We start from the raw sequence: 22,350 nt of genomic DNA, 5'->3' as shown, positions 1-22,350 counted from the left end.
ATTTTTGCTTCAAATTTATTTAAGCACCGCCTTAAAACAATTGCCAATCAAGGACAATAAAGTCTTAATCAGGACATTTAAATCTTTCCTGATTAATTATTTTCCTGTTTGTATAGTGACATTTACAGCCTGAAATTATCCGTTCTTTTAATATCTCAAACCTATAATGTTCCAACTTTTACCATTAGATTCAAATAGCATTTATATATTATATTTTTTTGGAAATTTATTTATAAGTATCCTTATTTTCAGTTATTCATTTTCGTATGCGACAAGTAAGAGCAGGAAAATTTTGAACGGTTTAGGCATTTCAAAATTATTATTAACTGTAGGCTGGGTGCTGATTCTTTTAAGGAACGTCATCTCAGATTTTATTTCAGTCAATATTGCCGTTACAATCATTTTTATAGCCTGTTGTTACGAAACGACTGCAATGTTGTCATTTTCGAATTTAAAAGCAAAGAAAAATTATCAATTACAAATAGCGATAACCAGTATTGCATCCGTTATATTCAACGTTGCAGTACTACTTGAAGCTACAATTAATACGCGCATCCTAATTATTCTAATGGGAATATTTGCTGTTTATTTACCCATAACAATCAGTCATTTCAATCAAAACAAGCATAATTTTTTCCGAAATTTTTATCCGCTTTGTTACGCCGGATTTGAAATTCTGCTATTGATACGCATACTTTATATCTTTTTTAATCCTAAAAATGTATTTTTTTTCAATCCCACATTAGAGGGTTTGTACAATATAAGCTCGTTTTTGTTGGCTTTCACAGGTACGATTGGATTTTTATTATTGATAAAGAAGAAACAAGATCTTAAAATTCAGAAGCTGTTAGACGATAAAAATATATTTTTTTCTATAATCGCCCATGATTTAAGAGGACCATTGGGATCATCAGTAGCGCTTTCGAAACTATTGATTGAAGATATTAAAGAAGGTAACCACGGAGAAATCAGGGAAATTGCAAAAGTACTGCATCAGTCAAACGAAAACACGTATAAATTACTGGACAATCTCTTAGGCTGGTCCGGGGCACAAACAGGAATGATGGAATACAGTCCTGAAAAAATCACACTGAACAAATTGATTAATGAAAATATAGAACTCAATCAGAATGCAGCACTCAACAAAAACATTGATCTTTTGTTCGAATCAACTGAACAAATAGAAGTCGAGGCAGACAAAAAAATGATTGATACCATTGTACGTAACTTATTGAACAATGCGATTAAATTTACGGATACAAATGGTAAAATCGCAGTCAGGGTACAAAGGAAACAGCAGAACGCAGAAATATCAATTACAGATAACGGCATTGGAATCCCGGACCTGATAAAAGAAAAATTATTTAAGATTAACGGAAAAGTGATTCAACGAGACACGGACAACGAAATGGGAAACGGAATGGGATTACTGCTTTGCAGTGAACTTATAAACAGACATCACGGTAAAATCTGGGCAGAAAGTGAACCGGGAAAGGGAAGTACCTTTAAATTTTCGGTACCACTAGAAGCATTTAGAAATTAAAAAGACAGTATAATTTCAAACCAAATACCCAAGCCGGAAGACAGGATATTTTATTTTTTTTGCGCTGCCCAAAAAATAGAGTTTCTAAGTAATGTAGTATATGCTTCACTATCGAATAACTCCGGAGCATGCCCCATAAAAATATATACATTTCGGGCAGCAAAATGAGGATTGGTCCAAATCACGGGATGATCGCCCATTTTTATTTCTGAAGCAGGTTCATAAGTAGCTTCATCTACTGAAGCCATTACATGAACATTTTGTCTGGGACTTTTATTATAAGTATACCATTCTTCCTTTTTTACAAAAAAACTGGCAGGAACACCTTTCATTATAGGATGCGACGTGTCTTCAATATTTACTTTGGCATTGGCAAAAGCCGGAATGTAATCCTTAAATTGTATCCCGCCCATAAAATCAGAGAACCATTGCCACATTGGATATCCGTCAAACTCACCAAGTAAAGTCGCGTGGTGCAGCCCAATCCATCCGCCTTTACCATCATTCATATATTTCTGAAAAGCCTTCATAGATTCCTCGCTCCAGGTATATGGCGGGTAATCTAATTGTATAAAAACCTGATATTTTTTTAAAAGAGCCTCATTAATTGTTTTAGTATTCTCGATATAATCAATGGTAAAACTGCTGTCAATTGCCAGTTTATTGAGCCACGGTTTCGCAGCGGTTGTAAAAGGCAAATGATGTCCGCCGTTCTCATACAAAACCAAGGCTTTGAATCTTGACTTTTTTGATGTCTGAGCCATACAAGACGTTTGAAATAAAAAACCCACCAGTACTAAATTGACTACTATAAATATGTTTTTCATGTATTATCTTCTATTAGAATAACTGCAATTTTTTATAAGGGCAAATTACGAAAAGTAAATAGTTATTACGATAAAAACAATTGCCTAAAGTTGTCAAGTTTTTAGTATTGACCAGCCTCCTGCTTTAGGTGAGCGTATTTAATAACTGGAATAATAAGGCTTTAGCCAAATCAACATTTATAGGGTAGTTTTTTTAAGTTAGGAATATGGCATTTCGGTTCTTCAAAACACACATACTCTAAAGTTACAGTTATTTATACGCGCAAGAAAAACGGAATTTAGGGATAGCAATAATGAATTTAGGGATGCAGATTATCCTACAGGTACTCTTAACTTTGAGTAAATCAAAAAATAGATTAGTTATGAGTTCTACCACTTCAAAATTCGAAAAAATATTAAAGGCTTCAAAAGAGTATGGAAATGTGAACCATCAACCTGACTCCAGTAAAGAGATTCAAATTAATACACCTGAAAAAACAATGCCTTTTTCAGATCAAATAGGGAATTATCAGCGCAATAAAGCGATTCCAACAAAATCGTACAAAGACAGCAAAATTTATATTGTAGGCAGTGGTATCGCAGGAATGGCTGCAGCCTATTATTTTATTCGTGACGCTCATGTTCCGGGCGAGAATATTATTTTTCTGGATCAGCTGCACGTTGATGGCGGATCCCTGGACGGTGCCGGAAATACGACCGATGGTTACATTATTCGTGGTGGCCGTGAGATGGATATGACATATGAAAATCTTTGGGATATATTTCAGGATATTCCCGCTCTGGAACTGCCGGCTCCTTATAGCGTATTAGACGAATATCGTCTGGTAAATGATAATGATCCTAATTACTCAAAAGCCAGACTAATTCATAAGAAAGGTGAGATTAAGGATTTTAGTAAATTTGGACTGGATAAAAAAGATCAGCTTGCTATCATTAAGCTTTTGCTTAAAAAGAAAGAAGATCTTGATGATATTACTATCGAAGACTATTTTAGCAAATCTTTTCTTGAAAGTAACTTTTGGTTTTTCTGGCGTACGATGTTTGCCTTCGAAAACTGGCACAGTTTATTAGAATGTAAATTATATATGCACCGTTTCCTACATGCTATAGATGGAATGAAAGACCTTTCGTGTCTGGTTTTCCCTAAATACAATCAATACGATACATTTGTTACGCCTCTTAGAAAGTTTTTACAAAGCAAAGGGGTACAAATTGACCTTAATACGCTCGTAAAAGATTTAGATATTCATAGTGATGTCAATGGCAAAGTTGTCGAAGCTATCATTATAGAAAGAGACGGTAAAGAAGAAAGAATTCCTGTAGGCAAAGAAAATTACGTAATTGCTACAACAGGCTCAATGACGGAGGATACTTTTTATGGTGATAATGTAACTGCACCGGCTATTAAATTAGATAAAAATAATAGCGGACAAAGTGCCGGATGGAAACTGTGGAAAAACCTGGCTGCTAAATCACCTGTTTTTGGAAAACCTAAAAAATTCTGTGGCAATATCGAAAAATCTTCCTGGGAATCTGCTACACTTACCTGCAAACCTTCAGCTTTTACAGAGAAAGTAAAAGAGTTATGTGTAAACGATCCTTACTCAGGCAAGACTGCAACAGGAGGAATTGTTACGATTAGTGATTCAAACTGGTTAATGAGCTTTACCTGTAACAGACAACCACATTTCCCGGATCAGCCGGATGATATTTTAGTGATTTGGATTTATGCCCTTTTTATGGATAAAGAAGGTGATTATGTCAAAAAAACAATGCCGGAATGTACAGGTAATGAGCTTTTGACAGAATTAGCACATCATTTAGGAATTATTGACCAACTCGATAATATTGTAGAAAATACAATCGTCCGCAGTTCCTTTATGCCGTATATCACTTCTATGTTTATGCCAAGAGCAAAAGGCGATCGTCCGCAAGTTGTTCCTGAAGGCTGTAAAAATCTAGGTTTAGTGGGACAATTTGTAGAAACCAATAATGATATTGTTTTTACGATGGAAAGTTCAGTGAGAACTGCCAGAATAGCGGTTTATGAGTTGTTGAATTTAAACAAACAAGTACCCGATATTAATCCGTTACAATATGATATTCGCCACTTACTTAAAGCTGCACAATCACTAAACGATTATGAGCCAATAGTAGGAGAGGGGCTTTTAAGAAAATTTCTAAAAGGAACGTACTACGAACATCTGCTTGTCGAAAACGAAGATTCGCAGGATCATGAGTCTTTCTTTACAGAACAACTTAATAAATTGAAACACTGGATAGGTGGAATTAGAGACTAAAATCTAAACAGGATCCATCTACTTTTTACAGGATAATATTCTAAAAAAAATGACACCTCAACTCTTTGTTTTGGTGTCATTTTTATATTATTTAAACTGTAGTCTGATTTAAAATTGATGGTAATTTATAGAGCATCATAATCCATAATTGCTTATTTTTATGCTAAAATTAGTTTTCCAAAACAATTTGAAGTAACATTTATGCAGGAAGATAAACTTTACGATAAAATAAGCGACACACTGGCTTACTTTGAGGTCGACAACTGTTTGCCTTATTATGTTTCTTCCGGTAAAAAGCAATTAGAATATCCTCAGAAACCTTTTCGGATGGATTATTACTCATTATGTCTTTGTCTCGAAGGTGATATTACGATTGTAATTGACGGGCAACAGCATTATATTCGTCAATTTAGTTTATTACTTGCAAGGCCGGCAACCATTATTGCTTTTCAAAATAATAGTGAAGACTTTCGAATGAAATTGCTCTTTTTTGAAAAAGAGTTTCTTCTTAAAAATTTATCAGATCCGTTTATCATCGAAAGACTTACTTTTTTTAAGGATAAGTCATATGAGATAATGTGCCTCAGGGAACAAGAAGCTAAAAGGCTGTTTAAGCTGATGAAATATCTTGAAAACAAAATTAAAGCAACGCTCAAATTCAAGGATGAAATCATCAGGACTATAATATTCAACCTGCTATTAGAAACAGCTGAATTTTTACCTGAGGAAAAAGAGGATAACGTTTTGGTTTTAAACAATCCAAAGGAAATTTATTTTCAGTTTCTTGATCTCGTTATGAATAATATTAGCCAGCATAAAGGCGTAAATTATTATGCACAAAAACTGCATATCTCAAATAAATACCTCATTCATATTGTAAAAAAGGCTGTTGATAAAACGCCTCATCAAATTATTGATGCCCATTTGCTAAAAGAAGCAGTCGTTTTACTAGGTAATCCTGCAATTAATATCAGTGATATTGCTTATCGATTGCGTTTTAACTCCGTTTCTGCCTTTGGACGCTTTTTCAAGAAACATTCTTCTATCTCACCTACAGATTACCGACGACTGCAAAATCTGTCGCACTAGTTACAAAACTCAATAATGATGCGTATATTTGAATTAGTAAATAATAATCATGCTATCTATGAAGAAAATAGGATTTTTATCGTTTGGGCATTGGGCAGATCATCCTTCCTATAAAGCCCGTACGGCAAGTGATACACTGCTTCAGTCTATAGATTTAGCTGTTGCCGCAGAAGAAATTGGTGTGGATGGTGCTTATTTCAGGGTACATCATTTTGCAAAACAATTAGCATCACCTTTTCCTTTACTTTCGGCTATCGGCGCTAAGACAAGTAAAATAGAAATTGGTACAGGCGTTATCGATATGCGGTATGAAAACCCTCTGTATATGGTTGAGGATGCCGGTGCTGCTGACTTAATTTCAGGAGGACGTTTGCAATTAGGAATTAGCAGGGGATCACCGGAGCAGGTTGTTGATGGATGGCGTGCTTTTGGTTACCAACCTGATGAAGGCGAAACAGATGCCGATATGGGGCGAAAAAAAGCTTTAGAGTTTTTAGACAAACTTAACGGTGTAGGATTTGCACAGCCAAATCCTAATCCAATGTTTCCCAATCCGCCCGGTTTATTGCGTCTTGAACCGCACTCAGAAGGATTAAGAGATCGTATCTGGTGGGGAGCCGCATCTAATGCTACGGCTATCTGGGCTGCCGAAAACGGGATGCACCTGCAAAGTTCTACCCTAAAGTATGACGAAAACGGGAAACCTTTCCATATTCAACAAGCAGAACAGATCAGGATATATAAAGAAGCCTGGAAAAAAGCAGGACATAAACATGAACCTCGAGTTTCAGTAAGCCGTTCGATTTTTGCACTTGTCAACGATCAGGACAAATACTACTTTGGAAATCAAGGAAAAGGGTCTGATAGTTTTGGTAATATAGAAAGTGATAAACGCGCAATCTTCGGAAAGAGTTATGCAGCTGAGCCGGATAAACTAATTGCTGAGCTGGCTCAGGATGAAGCTATTCAGGAAGCGGATACATTGTTGCTTACAATACCCAACACATTAGGCGTTGAGTACAATGTTCATATACTATCGACCATACTAAAATATATTGCACCAGAGTTGGGCTGGCGTTAATTTTTTTCAAAATAAATACTTAAAGCCATGACATTAAAAAAAAGCACATTTCGTAAGGAATGTGCTTTTTGCTTTTTATAATTACGTACTTTTCCCTGCCTTTCCTGTTATGGCAACAGGTGGCACAAGTATATTAAATATTCAGGAATCTATATCTTCAGGGGCTAAAGCAATTGTTTTTTCGCCACCTTCCAATAAATATTTATTCAAAATAATGATGGATAAATGTAGAAAAAGTGTCAAGTATTTCTAAGAAAAAAGTCAATTGAAATCCATTCTTAGATTAGAATTTGATTAGTAATGTCAAAATTAAATTATTAAATTTGAAAGTGACAATAAAACAAACAATTAAAAAACAGTATATGGATTTGAATAATAAAGCAATACTGGAAATGGCAAATAAAGCGCTTACTGCAGGAAATAATGAGGGCTTTTTGTCTTTTTGCACTGACGACACGCATTGGACTTTTGTAGGTGATAAAACCCTGAAAGGAAAGGAAGCTGTTAGAGAGTATATGGCAAAAGAATATTTAGAGCCCCCACAATTCATAGTCGAAAATTTAATAGCTGAAAATGATTTCGTTACGGCAGTCGGCAAAATCTCCCTGAAAGACGAAAACGGAAATGAGACTCACTATTCATATTGCGATGTCTGGCATTTTCGAGAAGGCAAAATGTCTGAATTAAAAGCTTTTGTAATATCGATATAGAGAAGAACGAAAGTAATAGAGATACGATTTTTATTTACCGTAGATTTCATTAAATTTATATAAAAAAATGCAGACAATATTAGGGGCAAACGGAATAATTGGAGAAGAACTGGCTAAAGTATTACGCCTTAACTATACCAATAAAATAAAGCTCGTTGGACGAAACCCAAAGAAAGTTCATGAAGAAGATATTTTATTCAAATGTGATTTGCTGGATCCGCAAAGTGTAAACGCTGCGCTGGCAGATACTGATATTGCTTACCTTACTGTAGGCCTGCCATATGAGTCTGAATTATGGCTCAGGCAATGGCCTGTTATAATGACCAATGTAATTTTGGGCTGTAAAGAACATGGATGTAAACTTGTTTATTTTGACAATACCTACGCTTATCCGCAAGGGAGTAAAATTCAAAACGAAAACACTCCTTTGGAACCTGGCGGTAAAAAAGGAATGGCAAAAAAAATAGCTGCTGAATTGTTATTAGATGCTATTGAGAAAAAGGAAATTAACGCTGTTATTTGTCGGGCACCTGAATTTTATGGACCGGGCAAAACTAAGGGAATTACAAATGATCTTGTATTTGGAAATTTGCAAAAGCATAAAAAACCAAAATTTTTGCTGAATGACAATGTAAAGAGAACCTTAATTTTTACTCCTGATGCCAGTAGGGCAATGGCCCAAATTGGTAATACGGATAATGCTTATTCACAGACATGGCATTTACCATGTGATGATGACCGATTAACATTCAAAGAATTTATGGAAGAAATATCCAAACAATTAGGACGAAAAATCAGTTACGGTAAATTAGGCGCATTCATTTTAAAAATTGCAGCGGTTTTCAATCCTTTCGTCAAAGAAACTTTGGAATTATTGCCACGATATGCGATTGACAATATTTTTGATTCCTCTAAATTTAAAAAACGATTTCCTGACTTCAGGGTAACAACCTACCAAGAGGGTATTAAAATTATTTTGAAAGATTATAAAATCGAATAAAGCTAATTATCATTTATGCTTTAGTTTCTGAGTTGAAAAAGATAGATTTTTATATAATACAATAGTTTTCGAGTTTTGGTTTTGAACATCCACAATCTTTCAGCAAACTATTTAAAATAAAAACCAATCAGTCTCCGTTGGAGTTTCGACAGTCCTTTAACTAATTTGTATACAGAATGAATATTTTGAATATTTAAGATAATGGAAGATATAGTGGATTGAAAATATAAAAAAGCCCATTTCGTTAAGAAATGGGCTTTTCTGTTCATGATTAAAACATTAAAGTTGCCTTTCAGATTCATCTACTGGGAATTGTGTAACATCCTGCTGAAATTAAATATTTCTTAAACTCAACTCATTTGTATCTTTAATAGGATATTAAAACTATTTATATAATCAAAAAAAAAAATGAGTTATGGCAGAAATTAAAATTGAGAAAAAGAAGCCAGTATGGCCATGGATTGTAGCAGTCCTGTTGATCGCAGCACTTATATACTACATCTTTTTGAAAGATAACGTGACGCAAAGTGATAACAGTGTAGAAATTGAAAATACTACAAGTACAGACAATACGACAAATTAACTAGAAGAAATGCAGCGATGAAAACAGCTTTTTCTTCACGAAATAAACTTTGTTATAATTATCCTCTACATTTTTTTGACATTGGTTTATAAAGGTATTTCGTGAATTTGTTTTCCATGATAAAACAAGGTAGACTTAAAAAGTAAAAGTATCCTGCAGCCAGACTAGCGAAAAATAATTTTTAATACTAAAAAAATATTTATGGAAAATAAAGATAAAAATTTATACAGATTGGATGAACTTTCTGATTATAAAATTGCTTCGAACTATCCTGATGTACGAGGATGGAAAATAGTAGACGCTGACAACCGCACTATAGGCACAATTGATAATCTTTGGGTTAATAAAGATATGAAGCGTGTTGTATATCTAGATGTGAAAGTAGATAAAGCATTAATTGAAGATAGCCGTAATGAAGTTCATAATGCTATAGCGAGCGAGAACGAAAAGGAGTTTACCTACAAAGACGGCGACAACCATGTTATAATACCTATTGGATCGGTTAATATCAATAAAGACACAAAAATTGTTATGGCTAGCAACATAGGATATGATACATTTAGAAACACAAGCAGATATAACAGGGAATACAATTTTAACAGGGAGTATGAAAGAAGAGTAATGAAGTCTTATTATCCTGAAAACGATCCTAACTCTGTTTATTATAGTGATGATGATTCTTTTTACAACCGCAGAGAATTTGACAACAAATAGCGGTTCTTCATATAATTTGCATCAGGAAGCCAACATTTGATATACTAATCGCTTTGCACTAAAAGTGCAGGGGTTTGTTTTGCGAGGGACTTTCAGTCCCTCTTTTTTTTATTGAAGAATGAAGTTTGAGTTGTTACCTACTTAATATTGGTATGTTTTCAAGTCAATTTATGAAGATAATTATTTTATTAAGAACATATTTTTTTCAAAGTGAATATTTAGTTTACTTACAATTATTAGTTGCTGAAGTATAATTTTATTTATCATTTTTCAGCTAACATTGGCATTTTTCGATTATAAGTTTCAGTATATAAATTATCAATAAAAAATTTAGCAAGTAGTTTACGGCTCATCCGGCACGGTCTTAGTTTGTGGTCATAGGTAATGTCTAATTTTCCTAAAGTTTCATTTTCGTTTAAGCCAACAGGTCTGGCTATAGTCCAGTTTATTGCAGACTTCTGGATCAAAAATTCCTGTGCATTATGGTCATCAAAAATAATCTTAAAATTTGTCATCCTGATCAATAGCTTTACATACCGAAGCAGAACTATCCCAGTAATAATTGTGATCAATTTTAAGTCTATTTTTTATAAATTAAGAACAGTATTAGTCTCAGATATTAAAACTTCATTATTAGTTTTCTTTCTATACAGATTTGGAGTGATTTTCTTTTTTTAATAATTAGACAAATGACTTTCATCCGTAAAACCAACTACTTGAGCAATTTGTTCTAAGGTAATTTATTTTCTTCCAATTCGTCAATAACTAATGTATCAAATTGTCGCAATCATTTTGTGATGGAAATTTACAAGTATTTGATGGAAATTTACAAGAAAATATTTAATTTAAATGAAGAACTTTGTCATAATAAACTAAGCTTATGCTGAGAATAGGCTATTTATTATTTCTGAGGTCAGGAAAATTAGAAAAGATTTTATAATGCTTTGCAGTAGGTATGGTTTTAAAAATAATTTGGAATAGATTAATGAATGCCTTTAAAAAAAACACTAATAAAAAATAAAATTATGGAATATAGACAATTGGGCGATTCAGGATTACAAGTTCCTGTATTGAGTTTTGGTACAGCCACCTTTGGCGGAGGAAATGATTTTTTTAAGGAATGGGGCAGTACTCAGGTTGAGGAAGCTAAGAAACTTGTAAATATATGTTTAGAGTCAGGAGTTAATCTCTTTGATACGGCAGATATTTATTCAGATGGTTTGGCAGAAGAGGTATTAGGCAAAGCAATTGCAGATCACCAAAGAGATCAATTGCTGATATCAACAAAAGCTACATTCACATTTGGCCAGGGACCTAACAATCAGGGATCATCCAGGTATCATTTATTAAAACAAATAGAAGGCAGTCTTAAAAGGCTGGGTACAGATTATATTGATATTTACCATATGCATGGTTTTGATGGAAATACACCTGTTGATGAAACTTTACGCACATTAGACGATCTGGTTCAAAGTGGAAAAGTACGTTATATAGCAGCTTCCAATTTTTCAGGATGGCATTTAATGAAATCTCAGGCATTATCTGAAAAGTATGGCTGGAATCGTTATATAGGCCATCAGGTATATTATTCGCTTGTTAATCGTGAGTATGAATGGGAGTTAATGCCATTGGGATTAGATCAAAAAGTGGGAGGTACTATCTGGAGTCCGTTAGCAGGAGGGAGACTGGGCGGTAAATTTAGCAGAACAAAAGACTGGCCCAATACAGGTCGTGTCGCAGGAGGAGGAAGTCCCGTACCAGAATCAGGAATAGAGAAAGAACATCTTTTTAAAATTACGGATGCTTTAGAAGTTATTGCCGGCGAGACTGGAAAATCAATATCGCAAGTAGCTTTAAATTGGCTTTTGCAGCGCCCTACTGTATCGACGATAATAATAGGAGCAAGAAACGAGGAACAGTTAAGACAAAATCTTGGTGCTATAGGCTGGAATCTTAGTCTTGATCAAATCAAGAGGCTCGATGAAGCAAGTGAAGTTAATCCAATTTATCCTTATTGGCATCAAAGACAGAATCTTACATTAAATCCGATACCTAATTTTTACAAATAATCAGGATGAAATTTAAATTAAAGCGAGGTAATTTTACTTCGCTTTTTTATTCTGAATTTCTGTTGAATAGATTTTAACTATCAAAGAACAAATAATTATTATGTATACTGATAACAATCTTTTCATTTAGTTTGTAAATTAGTATCAAATTAAAATTTTGAATTATGGAGGATAAATCGAACGACATCAGCAAATGCCCTTTTCATAATGGCAGCATGGACAATCAAGCCGCGAGAGGTACAAAAAACAATGACTGGTGGCCAAAGCAACTCAGGGTAAATATACTGAGACAGAATTCAGCCTTATCAAATCCAATGGATAAGGACTTTAATTATGCCGAAGCTTTTAAGAGTCTTGATCTCGAAGCAGTAAAGAAAGATTTGCACGAGCTTATGACAGATTCGCAAGATTGGTGGCCTGCAGATTTTGGTCATTACGGAGGTCTTTTTATCAGAATGGCATGGCACAGCGCAGGAACATACCGCGTTGAAGATGGTCGCGGTGGTGCAGGCGCAGGACAACAGCGTTTCGCCCCTCTTAACAGCTGGCCGGACAATGTAAGCCTTGATAAAGCCCGCAGATTGTTGTGGCCTATTAAACAAAAGTATGGGCGAAAAATTTCATGGGCAGATTTAATGATATTGACAGGAAATATTGCCTTAGAATCGATGGGGTTCAAAACATTTGGTTTTGCTGGAGGACGTGCTGATGTGTGGGAACCGGATGAATCAGTTTATTGGGGATCTGAAACCACATGGCTGGGAGGAGATGAGCGTTACAAAGATGGTTCAGAAGGTGTACCGAAGGATCACGGTGTGGTTTCATCTGATGACGATGCCGATGGTCATATTCATTCCAGAAACTTAGAAAAACCTTTGGCAGCCGTACAAATGGGACTTATTTATGTAAATCCTGAAGGTCCTGATGGTAATCCGGATCCTATCGCAGCAGCTAAAGACATTAGAGATACTTTTGGACGAATGGCAATGGATGATGAAGAAACTGTAGCCTTAATTGCAGGAGGACATACCTTTGGTAAAACTCATGGTGCAGCCCCTTCTGAGCATGTAGGTAAAGAACCTGAAGCGGCAGACCTCGAAGATCAGGGATTTGGCTGGAAAAATAGTTTTGGTTCCGGTAAAGGTCCTGATGCTATTACCAGCGGACTTGAAGTGATCTGGACCAAAACACCAACACAGTGGAGCAATAACTTTTTCGAAAATTTATTTGGTTTTGAATGGGAACTTTCAAAAAGTCCTGCCGGTGCTCATCAATGGGTAGCTAAAAACGCTGAACCTATTATTCCGGATGCTTTTGATCCTGCTAAAAAGCATTTACCAACGATGCTTACCACAGATTTATCTTTACGATTAGATCCTGCGTACGAGAAAATATCACGCCGATTTTTTGAAAATCCTGACGAGTTCGCAGATGCTTTTTCTCGTGCATGGTTTAAACTGACACATCGTGATATGGGACCGGTTTCCCGTTATTTAGGACCTGATGTTCCTCAGGAAGAACTTTTATGGCAGGATCCGATTCCTGAAGTAAATCATTCTTTAATAGAGGAAAATGACATCAATCAATTAAAAGAAAAAATAGAAAATTCAGGCTTAAGTATTTCACAATTAGTTGCAACGGCGTGGGCTTCGGCTTCGACTTTTAGAGGATCTGATAAGCGTGGTGGCGCAAATGGTGCGCGTATCAGACTAGCTCCGCAAAAAGACTGGGAAGTGAATAATCCTGCACAGCTGAAACAAGTTCTGGAAAAACTGGAAAATCTTCAGAATGAATTTAATAATACACAGAGTACCGGAAAAAAAGTATCACTTGCAGATACAATAGTTTTAGCAGGTACGGTTGGGGTAGAGAAAGCAATAAAAGCTGCAGGTTTTAGCGTTAAAGTGCCATTCTCTCAGGGGCGTATGGATGCTTCTGCACAACAAACCGATATAGAATCTTTTGGATATCTTGAGCCAAAAGCAGATGGATTCCGTAACTTTCGAAAAACAAAATCTACAGTAACTACAGAGGAACTATTGATTGATAAAGCTAATTTACTAACCTTAACCGCACCAGAATTAACAGTGCTTTTAGGCGGTCTTCGTGTGTTGGACATTAATACTGATGGTACCAAAAATGGTGTTTTTACACATCGTCCCGGGCAGCTGACAAACGATTTTTTTGTAAATCTTCTTGATATGAGTACCCAGTGGCAGGCAGTTTCAAATGATAAAGAACTTTATACAGGAAACGATCGCAAAACAGGTCAGCCTAAATGGATAGCAACAAGAGCAGATCTTGTTTTTGGTTCTAATGCAGAATTAAGAGCAATTGCCGAAGTATATGCAAGTACGGACTCACATGAAAAATTTATAAATGACTTTGTGGCCGTTTGGTACAAAGTAATGAATCTGGACAGGTTTGATTTAAAAAGATAAAATTTAAATAAAAAACAATTGAAAAAGAGATGCAATCTAATCAGCATCTCTTTTTTTTTGGTTATAGGCAGAACTTTCTAAACCGAAGTTTTTTTGACTGTATATACCAGCTATTTTTTTTAGTCGTTATATAAAATAAATAATTCAAATAAAATGCGAATTTGCATATATTTGCATGAATCCAAAAAAAGTTTGGAGTATCATAATTTAAATCAAAGGTTTTGTTTAAGAAAAGTATAATCTCCATTTTATTAATTTTATTTGTCACTCTTTGTTTTGGAAATGTAAACGATTCATTACGTCTTAAACTTCACTTTGCCATACAGCATAAAGCGGATTATTCTGCCCTTAAAGACAAAAGAACATCGAAATTAAGAAAAGCTCTAAAAGAAAACAATTCACTCGAGAATCAGTATTTGCTGAATCAAAAATTGTACACGGAATACCGGAAATATAAAATTGATTCTGCTTTATATTTTGTTATGAAAAATGTAAAGCTCTCCGATTCCTTTAATGAAGCAGATTTCAGGACAAATACTGTCCTGCAATTAGCCAATGTATATTCTGCAAGCGGACGTTTTTTAGAATCTGAGAAACTGCTTAAATCAATTCAAACCAGAACGCTTTCAAAGGAGCAAAAAAAGACTTATTTCGAATTTTATATTGAATTTTTTGAGCAATACGCTACTAATAATCCCAGTAAATACTACACTAAACAAATAGATGTTTATAGAGATTCATTACTCTCTGTTTTAGATTCTCAATCTTCAGAATACAAAGTAAATTTAGCCCTGCGTTCAATTAATAAACAGGATTATAGTGCAGCCAAACAGAATCTGGAAGAATTGTTTTATTCTCAGGACCTTAAAAAATCACAGTATGCAATGTGCGCCTATATTCTGGGCAATATCAGTATGCGCAATAAACAATACGCAGAAGGAATCGATTATTATACGCTGGCAGCAATAACAGATATAGAAACAGCAACAAAAGATCAGGGAGCGATCCAGAATCTTGCGATATACAATTACTACAATGGCAAAATTGATCTGGCTTATAAGTATGCAAAATCAGCTCTTGAAGATGCAGTATTCTGCAATGTAAAATTTAGGACACTAATGATGTCAGAGTTTTATTCGATTATTAATGCGGCATATCAGAAAAAAGCAGAGAAAAATAAAAAGCAGCTTCAAATTTATATTGCCTCTGTAAGCGTTCTTAGTGTTTTTTTAATTTGTTTAATTTTTTACATCTACCGTCAGATGAGACGTTTGTCGAGAGTAAAAAAAGCACTTTCAGACTCGGCACAAGAACTTCAGGATCTTAATTCTGAATTTCAGGCTGCAAATGAGCAACTCAAAGTATTCAATGAGCAGCTCAATGAATCGAATAATATAAAAGAAGAATATATAGCACAGTTTTTTGATATCTGCTCGTCTTATATTAACAAAATGGAAGATTACAGACGTAAACTTTATAAAAAAGCTGTTAGCAGGCAATTTGTTGATTTGACTAATATTTTAAAATCAAATGATGCAATAGATCAGGAACTTCTTGAATTGTATCAAAAATTTGACAGTGTTTTTATTAAGCTTTATCCTGAATTTACCATAGATTTTAATGCACTCCTTGCAGACGGAGAGAAAATTACACTTAAAGAAGGAGAAATACTTACTACAGAACTCCGCATTTTTGCTCTTGAAAGACTCGGTATTAAAGACAGCGATAAAATTGCTTCCTTTTTAAGGCTTTCGATGAGTACTATTTATAATTACCGAACTAAAATTCGCAATAAAACGAGCTATTCGAAAGAAGAGTTCACTAAAAGACTTGAGAAAACAGGCAGCAGGTCGCACGGGCTTTAAGACCAATCTTTATCTCGCGACATTCCTGTCTTTTCAATACTTAACAAAATCTAAGTATAAACCTGTATAGGGAATGATGTAGTATTTTGACCGTGTTTTTTTTCTTTTTTCAACTACATTTTTAAGGCGTGGCGACTACTTTTTAAAACGTGATACATTGTTTAGTTTGTTGATAATGAGTGTTTTGTGTGTTTTTGATTTCTACATTTTTATTTTACAATGCCGCATGCATACTATATCGTTATAGTTTTACAACATCAAGGTTTATTACTATTAAAAATAAACCTGAAGTCGATAAATTATAAATAGATATGAAAAAAAAATTAGCAGCAGTGTTGTTTCTGGCAGCAGCATTTCAAATGAATGCCCAGCAGCAAAAAGATCAAAAAATGGAGGCATTCGTCAGCGAATTGATGAACCGGATGACCTTAGAAGAAAAAATAGGACAAATGAACCTGCCTAGTGAGGGAGATATAATAACAGGATTGGGCAGCAATACTAATATTGCAGCAAAGATTCGTAAAGGTCTTGTAGGAGGAATGTTCAATATCAAGGGAGTTAAGAAAATCAAAGAAATTCAGAAAATTGCTGTTGAAGAAAGCAGAATGAAAATACCGTTACTTTTTGGTATGGATGTAATTCATGGTTACGAAACCGTTTTTCCAATTCCTCTTGGATTGGCTTGTACCTGGGATATGAAAATTATAGAGGAATCGGCAAGAATTGCTGCCAAAGAAGCCAGTGCCGATGGTATTAGCTGGACATTTAGCACTATGGTTGATATTGCCAGAGATCCAAGATGGGGACGTGTTTCTGAAGGAAGCGGTGAAGATCCGTATTTAGGCGGACAAATTGCAAAGGCAATGATCAGAGGATATCAGGGAAAGGATAATACATTTTCAGAAAAATTTAATATTCTGGCCTGCGTTAAACATTTTGCATTGTATGGAGCGGGAGAAGCAGGAAGAGATTACAACACTGCAGACATGAGTCATATTCGTATGTATAACGAATATTTTTATCCCTATAAAGCTGCAGTAGAGCAAGGAGTGGCAAGCGTTATGGCTTCTTTTAATGTTGTAGATGCAGTTCCTGCCCATGCCAATAAATGGCTGTTGACCGATGTACTTCGTACTCAATGGGGTTTTGATGGGTTTACAGTAGCTGATTATGGGGGAGTAGGTGAGATTGTGAATCACGGACTTGGCAATTTAAAAAATGTATCAGCTGCTGCACTCAATGCAGGACTGGATATGGATATGGTTTCAGAAGGATTCTTAAATACACTTCCTGCTTCAATAAAAGAAGGAAACGTTGATGTTGCAAAAATAGATCAGGCCTGCAAACGTGTTCTTGAAGCCAAGTATAAATTGGGATTATTTAAAGATCCTTATAAGTTTTGTGATACTAAAAGAGCGCAGAAAGAAATATATACCAATGAAAATAGAGCTGCAGCGCGTAAAACGGCTTCTGAAAGTTTTGTTCTTTTAAAAAATCAAGGAAATATTCTGCCTTTATCCAAAGCAAAAACAATTGCAGTAGTTGGACCTATGGCAGACACAAAGTCAAATATGGTAGGTACATGGAGTGTTGCCGCGAAACTTGATCAACCGCTTAGTCTGGTTGAAGGATTGCGCGAGACCGTGGGTAATAAAGCTACTGTTTTATACGCGAAAGGTTCTAATCTATTAAGTGATAAGGGAATGCAAAAAGATGCCACAATGTTTGGCAGAGACATTCCGTGGGATAACAGAACAGAAGACGAGCTTATTGCGGAGGCGCTTAATGCGGCTTCAAAAGCAGATGTAATTATAGCGGCAATGGGTGAGTCGTCTGAAATGAGCGGAGAATCAAGCAGCCGCACAGATATTGGAATTCCAGCCGTACAAAAAAGAGTTTTGGAGAAACTTTTAGCGACAGGAAAACCGGTAGTACTGGTTTTATTTGCCGGAAGACCTATGACACTTGTTTGGGAACAGGAAAATGTGCCTGCAATTTTGAATGTATGGTTTGGCGGAAGCGAATCGGCCAAAGCGATAGGTGATGTGCTTTTTGGAGGTGTAAACCCGAGCGGAAAATTGGTATCGACTTTCCCAAGAAGTGTGGCTCAAATACCACTTTATTATAATCATTTAAATACTGGAAGACCAGCATCTGATAAGGGCTTTGAGAAATTTAGAAGCAATTATATGGACGAAAAGAATGCTCCCTTGTATCCATTTGGTTTCGGATTAAGTTATACTACATTTCAATACAGTCCCATAACGTTGAGCGCAACTGAAATGAGCGCTGACGGAACACTTACAGCTTCAGTAAATGTAAAAAACACCGGAGTAAAGGATGGAGCAGAAACTGTACAGCTTTACATAAGAGATATGGAAGCTAGTATCTCAAGACCGGTAAAAGAACTTAAAGGATTTGATAAAATTTTTCTTAAAGCCGGAGAGTCAAAAACAGTAAAGTTTATAATCACTCAGGAGATGCTTAAATTCTATAACAGCGCACTTGACTTTGTAAGCGAACCTGGTGAGTTTCAAATCATGATAGGAACCAGCAGTAATGATGTACAAACTGCTTCGATTACTTTAAAATAAAAAACCACAATCCGAAAACTAAAAAAACTATGTTATATAAATTATTTACTGCTTTTATAATGCTGTCCGTTTTGAATGTCACGGCCCAGAAGGCATTACCAATATATCTTGACGATTCAAAACCTGTAGAACAGCGTATTGAAGATGCGCTTTCGAAGATGACATTAGAAGAAAAAATCGCTATGGTGCATGCACAATCTAAATTTAGTTCTCCCGGAGTACCTCGTCTAGGAATTCCGGAGAACTGGATGACTGATGGCCCTCACGGAATTCGTCCTGAAGTAAAATGGGATGAATGGCAGCAGGCAGAATGGACTAATGATTCTTGTATTGCTTTTCCGGCTCTTACTGCATTATCTGCTACCTGGAATAGAAATATGTCGCTTTTGTATGGAAAAAGTCTTGGAGAAGAAGCGCGTTACAGAAATAAAAATGTAATTCTGGGTCCTGGAATTAATATTTATCGCAGCCCTCTAAACGGAAGAAATTTCGAGTACATGGGCGAAGATCCTTTTCTTGCCGGCCAAATGGTTGTGCCTTACATTCGTGGGGTTCAGTCAAATGGAGTAGCGGCTTGTGTGAAGCATTTTGCATTAAACAATCAGGAAACCAATCGCCATGGAGTAAATGTAATTGTAGACGATCGTGCACTTTATGAAATCTATCTTCCGGCTTTTAAAGCAGCCGTTCAGGAAGGGGATGTTTGGGCAGTTATGGGATCATACAATAAATACAAAGGATTGCAAGGATGTCATAATAATTTTTTGTTGCAGGATATCCTTAGAAAAGAGTGGTCTTTTGATGGCGCTGTAGTGGCAGACTGGGGAGGTGTTCACAATACCAAAGAATCTATTTATAATGGTCTTGATATGGAATTTGGAACCTGGACAGATGGTCTTACATGGGGTGCAAGTAATGCTTATGATAATTATTATCTGGCAAAACCTTATCTTGATTTGATAAAGTCCGGCGAAGTTGGTACTAAAGAACTTGATGAAAAAATTAGAAACATAATGCGTCTTATCTTCAGGACTAATATGGACAGGAACAGACCGTGGGGATCTTTTGGGACACCAGAACATGCCGCTGCAGCACGAAGTATTGCAGAAGAAGGGATTGTACTTTTGAAAAATAAGGGAGCAATATTGCCTCTGGATATAAAAAAGTATAAAAAAATAGCGGTTATTGGAGAAAATGCTATCAAGATGATGACAGTAGGAGGAGGAAGCTCTTCGCTTAAAGCCAAATACGAAATTTCGCCTCTTAAAGGACTTCAGACAAGAATTGGCAATGAAGCTCAGATAACGTATGCAAGAGGATATGTAGGAGATGCCAGCGGAAATTATAACGGCGTAGTTTCCGGACAAAACCTTACAGAAAACCGAAGTGCCGAAGAACTTAAAAATGAAGCTCTGAAATTAGCAAAAGAAGCTGATGTGGTACTGTTTATGGGAGGTCTTAATAAAAGTGATTTTCAGGACAGTGAAGGCAATGATCGAAAAGAACTCGATCTTCCGTATGGTCAGAATGAATTAATAAGTGCACTGGCAAAAGTCAATCCAAATTTAATTTATATCAATATTTCAGGTAATGCTGTAGCGATGCCTTGGGAGAAAGAGGTTCCGGCTATTGTTCAGGGATGGTTTCTTGGATCTGAATCTGGTACTGCTTTGGCGGCAGTATTGCTAGGTGATGTCAATCCATCAGGGAAACTAACATTTACTTTTCCCGTTGCATTAAAAGATAATGCTGCACACGCTTTTAACTCATATCCTGGTGGAGACGAGGTTACTTACAAAGAAAGTATTTTTGTGGGGTACAGATGGCATGAGAAAGAAAAAATAAAACCACTTTTCCCTTTTGGATACGGACTTAGTTATACTTCATTTCAATATAGCGACATAAAAGCTGACAAAATAAATATTACTCAGGATGATAAAATTTCTTTCTCTGTTAAGGTAAAAAATACAGGTAAACGTGATGGGGCAGAGGTTGTTCAGTTATACATTTCTGATATTAAGTCTTCACTACCAAGACCTGTAAAAGAACTTAAAGGTTTTGATAAAGTTTTTCTAAAAGCGGGTGAAGAAAAAACAATCACTTTCACGATCGAAAAAGACGCTTTGAGTTTTTTCAATGACAAAGAACATCAATGGATAGCAGAACCTGGAGATTTTCAGGCATTGATTGGAGCTTCATCAGCAGATATTAGAGCTAAAATTAATTTCCGTTTAAAATAATTCAATTAATATAAATCAAAAACAAAAAATAAATGGAAGTTATTTCTTCACAGGGAACCGTTTTCAAGGATTCTAAAAAACATTATGAGATTCTTGACGGGCTTCGGGGTGTAGCCGCTATTCTTGTGGTTGCCTTTCATATTCTTGAGGTTTTCTCAGGTGGCGATCATACTAAACAGCTTATCAATCACGGCTATCTTGCAGTTGATTTTTTCTTTCTTCTTTCTGGTTTTGTAATAGCACACGCTTATGATGACAGATGGAATACAATGTCTCTTACAGGATTTTTAAAAAGAAGACTCATACGTTTGCACCCCATGATAATTGTAGGGATGACACTCGGGGCAGTGTGTTTTTACTTTGCAGCCGGTGCAATGTTTCCCGCAATAGAAGGAACCCCTTTTTGGAAACTTATTTTGGTAATGGTGTTCGGTTGGTTTCTAATACCTGTACCTGGGTCATTAGATATTAGAGGTTGGTCAGAAATGTATCCTTTAAATGGCCCTGCATGGTCTTTGTTCTTTGAATATATTGCCAATATTTTTTATGCACTGATACTACGCAAGGTTTCAAATACAATAATGTGGATTTTGGTTGTTATTGCAGCAATTGCGTTGATACATTTAGCCGTATTTAGTCCGCATGGAGATATTATTGGAGGCTGGTCACTTGATTTTGAGCAATTGCGTATTGGATTTACCAGATTAGCTTTTCCTTTTCTGGCGGGAATACTGCTTCGAAGATTATTTAAATCCGGAAACATTAAAAATGCATTTTTATGGAGTAGTCTTCTTATTGTTGCAATTATGTCATTCCCAAGAGTAGGAGGTTCTGAACACTTATGGTGGAATGGTATTTATGATTCGCTTACGATTATAGTATTGTTTCCTTTAGTTGTATATATAGGTGCCAGCGGAAGTATTAAGAGTGCAGTATCAAAACGTTTGTGCAGTTTTCTGGGCGATATATCTTATCCTATCTACATTACGCACTTTCCAATTTTGTATGTATATTATGCATGGGTATCCAATAACAATATTCAATTAGAAAATTCGCTTGGAGTTGCGTTAGCAGTTTTGATATTCTGCATCATAATTTCTTATGTTTTTCTCAAATTATATGATATACCAGTTAGAAAATGGCTTTCAAAAAAACATCAATAATATATTATAATCCCTTGTTCAATGAGGCTGTCCGAAAAGTAATTTCGGGCAGTTTTTTTTTGTTTTACACATTGATTTTTCTTATATTTAAGTACTAAAATCAATGATTATGCAGCCAGTTTTTAAGCCTC

At 35.5% G+C, this 22,350-nt stretch carries 16 protein-coding genes; 14 read left to right on the top strand and 2 right to left on the bottom strand.

Going from position 1 to position 22,350, the window contains the following annotated elements; translation table 11 throughout:
* Positions 1-292: 292 nt before the first annotated feature.
* Positions 293-1,543 (top strand): sensor histidine kinase, encoded by a 1,251-nt coding sequence (locus tag NJT12_RS18000; protein WP_271337311.1) that lies wholly within the window; start codon positions 293-295, stop codon positions 1,541-1,543.
* Positions 1,544-1,593: 50 nt separating this feature from the next.
* Here the strand turns inward: NJT12_RS18000 and NJT12_RS17995 are convergent, their stop codons facing one another.
* A complete protein-coding gene (locus NJT12_RS17995) occupies positions 1,594-2,370 on the bottom strand; it encodes a ThuA domain-containing protein (protein WP_271337310.1) in 777 nt (258 codons plus the stop codon).
* A gap of 362 nt (positions 2,371-2,732) precedes the next feature.
* On the opposite strand from NJT12_RS17995, the gene NJT12_RS17990 reads away from it, so the two are divergent.
* The 7 genes from NJT12_RS17990 to NJT12_RS17960 all read left to right on the top strand — a co-directional run bounded on the left by NJT12_RS17990 (position 2,733) and on the right by NJT12_RS17960 (position 9,847).
* A complete protein-coding gene (locus tag NJT12_RS17990) occupies positions 2,733-4,670 on the top strand; it encodes an oleate hydratase (protein ID WP_271337309.1) in 1,938 nt (645 codons plus the stop codon).
* Positions 4,671-4,871: 201 nt separating this feature from the next.
* Positions 4,872-5,759, top strand: coding sequence for an AraC family transcriptional regulator (locus tag NJT12_RS17985; protein ID WP_271337308.1), 888 nt, complete (start codon positions 4,872-4,874; stop codon positions 5,757-5,759).
* A gap of 58 nt (positions 5,760-5,817) precedes the next feature.
* Complete coding sequence (locus NJT12_RS17980; protein WP_271337307.1) at positions 5,818-6,840, top strand: LLM class flavin-dependent oxidoreductase; 1,023 nt, start codon at positions 5,818-5,820, stop codon at positions 6,838-6,840.
* A 362-nt stretch (positions 6,841-7,202) separates the two neighbouring features.
* Positions 7,203-7,550: a nuclear transport factor 2 family protein gene (locus NJT12_RS17975; RefSeq protein WP_271337306.1), complete on the top strand. Its 348-nt coding sequence runs from the start codon at positions 7,203-7,205 to the stop codon at positions 7,548-7,550.
* Positions 7,551-7,617: 67 nt separating this feature from the next.
* A complete protein-coding gene (locus tag NJT12_RS17970; protein ID WP_271337305.1) occupies positions 7,618-8,550 on the top strand; it encodes an NAD-dependent epimerase/dehydratase family protein in 933 nt (310 codons plus the stop codon).
* Positions 8,551-8,965: 415 nt separating this feature from the next.
* Positions 8,966-9,133: a hypothetical protein gene (locus NJT12_RS17965; protein WP_271337304.1), complete on the top strand. Its 168-nt coding sequence runs from the start codon at positions 8,966-8,968 to the stop codon at positions 9,131-9,133.
* Positions 9,134-9,334: 201 nt separating this feature from the next.
* Positions 9,335-9,847: a PRC-barrel domain-containing protein gene (locus NJT12_RS17960; RefSeq protein ID WP_271337302.1), complete on the top strand. Its 513-nt coding sequence runs from the start codon at positions 9,335-9,337 to the stop codon at positions 9,845-9,847.
* Positions 9,848-10,110: 263 nt separating this feature from the next.
* Here NJT12_RS17960 and NJT12_RS17955 read toward each other — a convergent pair whose 3' ends face one another.
* Entirely contained in the window at positions 10,111-10,362 is a 252-nt protein-coding gene (locus tag NJT12_RS17955) for an NAD(P)H-binding protein (protein ID WP_271337301.1), read from the bottom strand.
* Between the two features lie 510 nt (positions 10,363-10,872).
* Here NJT12_RS17955 and NJT12_RS17950 point away from each other — a divergent pair.
* The 6 genes from NJT12_RS17950 (at position 10,873) to NJT12_RS17925 (ending at position 22,219) form a co-directional block, all read left to right on the top strand.
* Complete coding sequence (locus NJT12_RS17950; RefSeq protein ID WP_271337300.1) at positions 10,873-11,916, top strand: aldo/keto reductase; 1,044 nt, start codon at positions 10,873-10,875, stop codon at positions 11,914-11,916.
* Positions 11,917-12,080: 164 nt separating this feature from the next.
* Positions 12,081-14,357 carry a catalase/peroxidase HPI gene (gene katG, locus NJT12_RS17945; RefSeq protein ID WP_271337299.1) on the top strand — a complete coding sequence of 759 codons (2,277 nt, stop codon included), beginning with the start codon at positions 12,081-12,083 and terminating at the stop codon, positions 14,355-14,357.
* 221 nt (positions 14,358-14,578) lie between these two features.
* Complete coding sequence (locus tag NJT12_RS17940; RefSeq protein WP_271337298.1) at positions 14,579-16,222, top strand: DUF6377 domain-containing protein; 1,644 nt, start codon at positions 14,579-14,581, stop codon at positions 16,220-16,222.
* Positions 16,223-16,533: 311 nt separating this feature from the next.
* A complete protein-coding gene (gene bglX / locus NJT12_RS17935) occupies positions 16,534-18,816 on the top strand; it encodes a beta-glucosidase BglX (RefSeq protein ID WP_271337297.1) in 2,283 nt (760 codons plus the stop codon).
* A gap of 29 nt (positions 18,817-18,845) precedes the next feature.
* Positions 18,846-21,056 (top strand): glycoside hydrolase family 3 C-terminal domain-containing protein, encoded by a 2,211-nt coding sequence (locus NJT12_RS17930; RefSeq protein ID WP_271337296.1) that lies wholly within the window; start codon positions 18,846-18,848, stop codon positions 21,054-21,056.
* Between the two features lie 32 nt (positions 21,057-21,088).
* Positions 21,089-22,219 carry an acyltransferase family protein gene (locus NJT12_RS17925; RefSeq protein ID WP_271337295.1) on the top strand — a complete coding sequence of 377 codons (1,131 nt, stop codon included), beginning with the start codon at positions 21,089-21,091 and terminating at the stop codon, positions 22,217-22,219.
* The last annotated feature ends 131 nt before the right edge of the window (positions 22,220-22,350 follow it).

The sequence above is a fragment of the Flavobacterium azizsancarii genome, assembly GCF_027980145.1.
In the GTDB taxonomy this organism is placed as follows: Bacteria; Bacteroidota; Bacteroidia; order Flavobacteriales; family Flavobacteriaceae; genus Flavobacterium; species Flavobacterium azizsancarii.
Note: the sequence above shows the minus strand (reverse complement) of the source record. Positions and strands in the feature narration are given on the sequence as shown.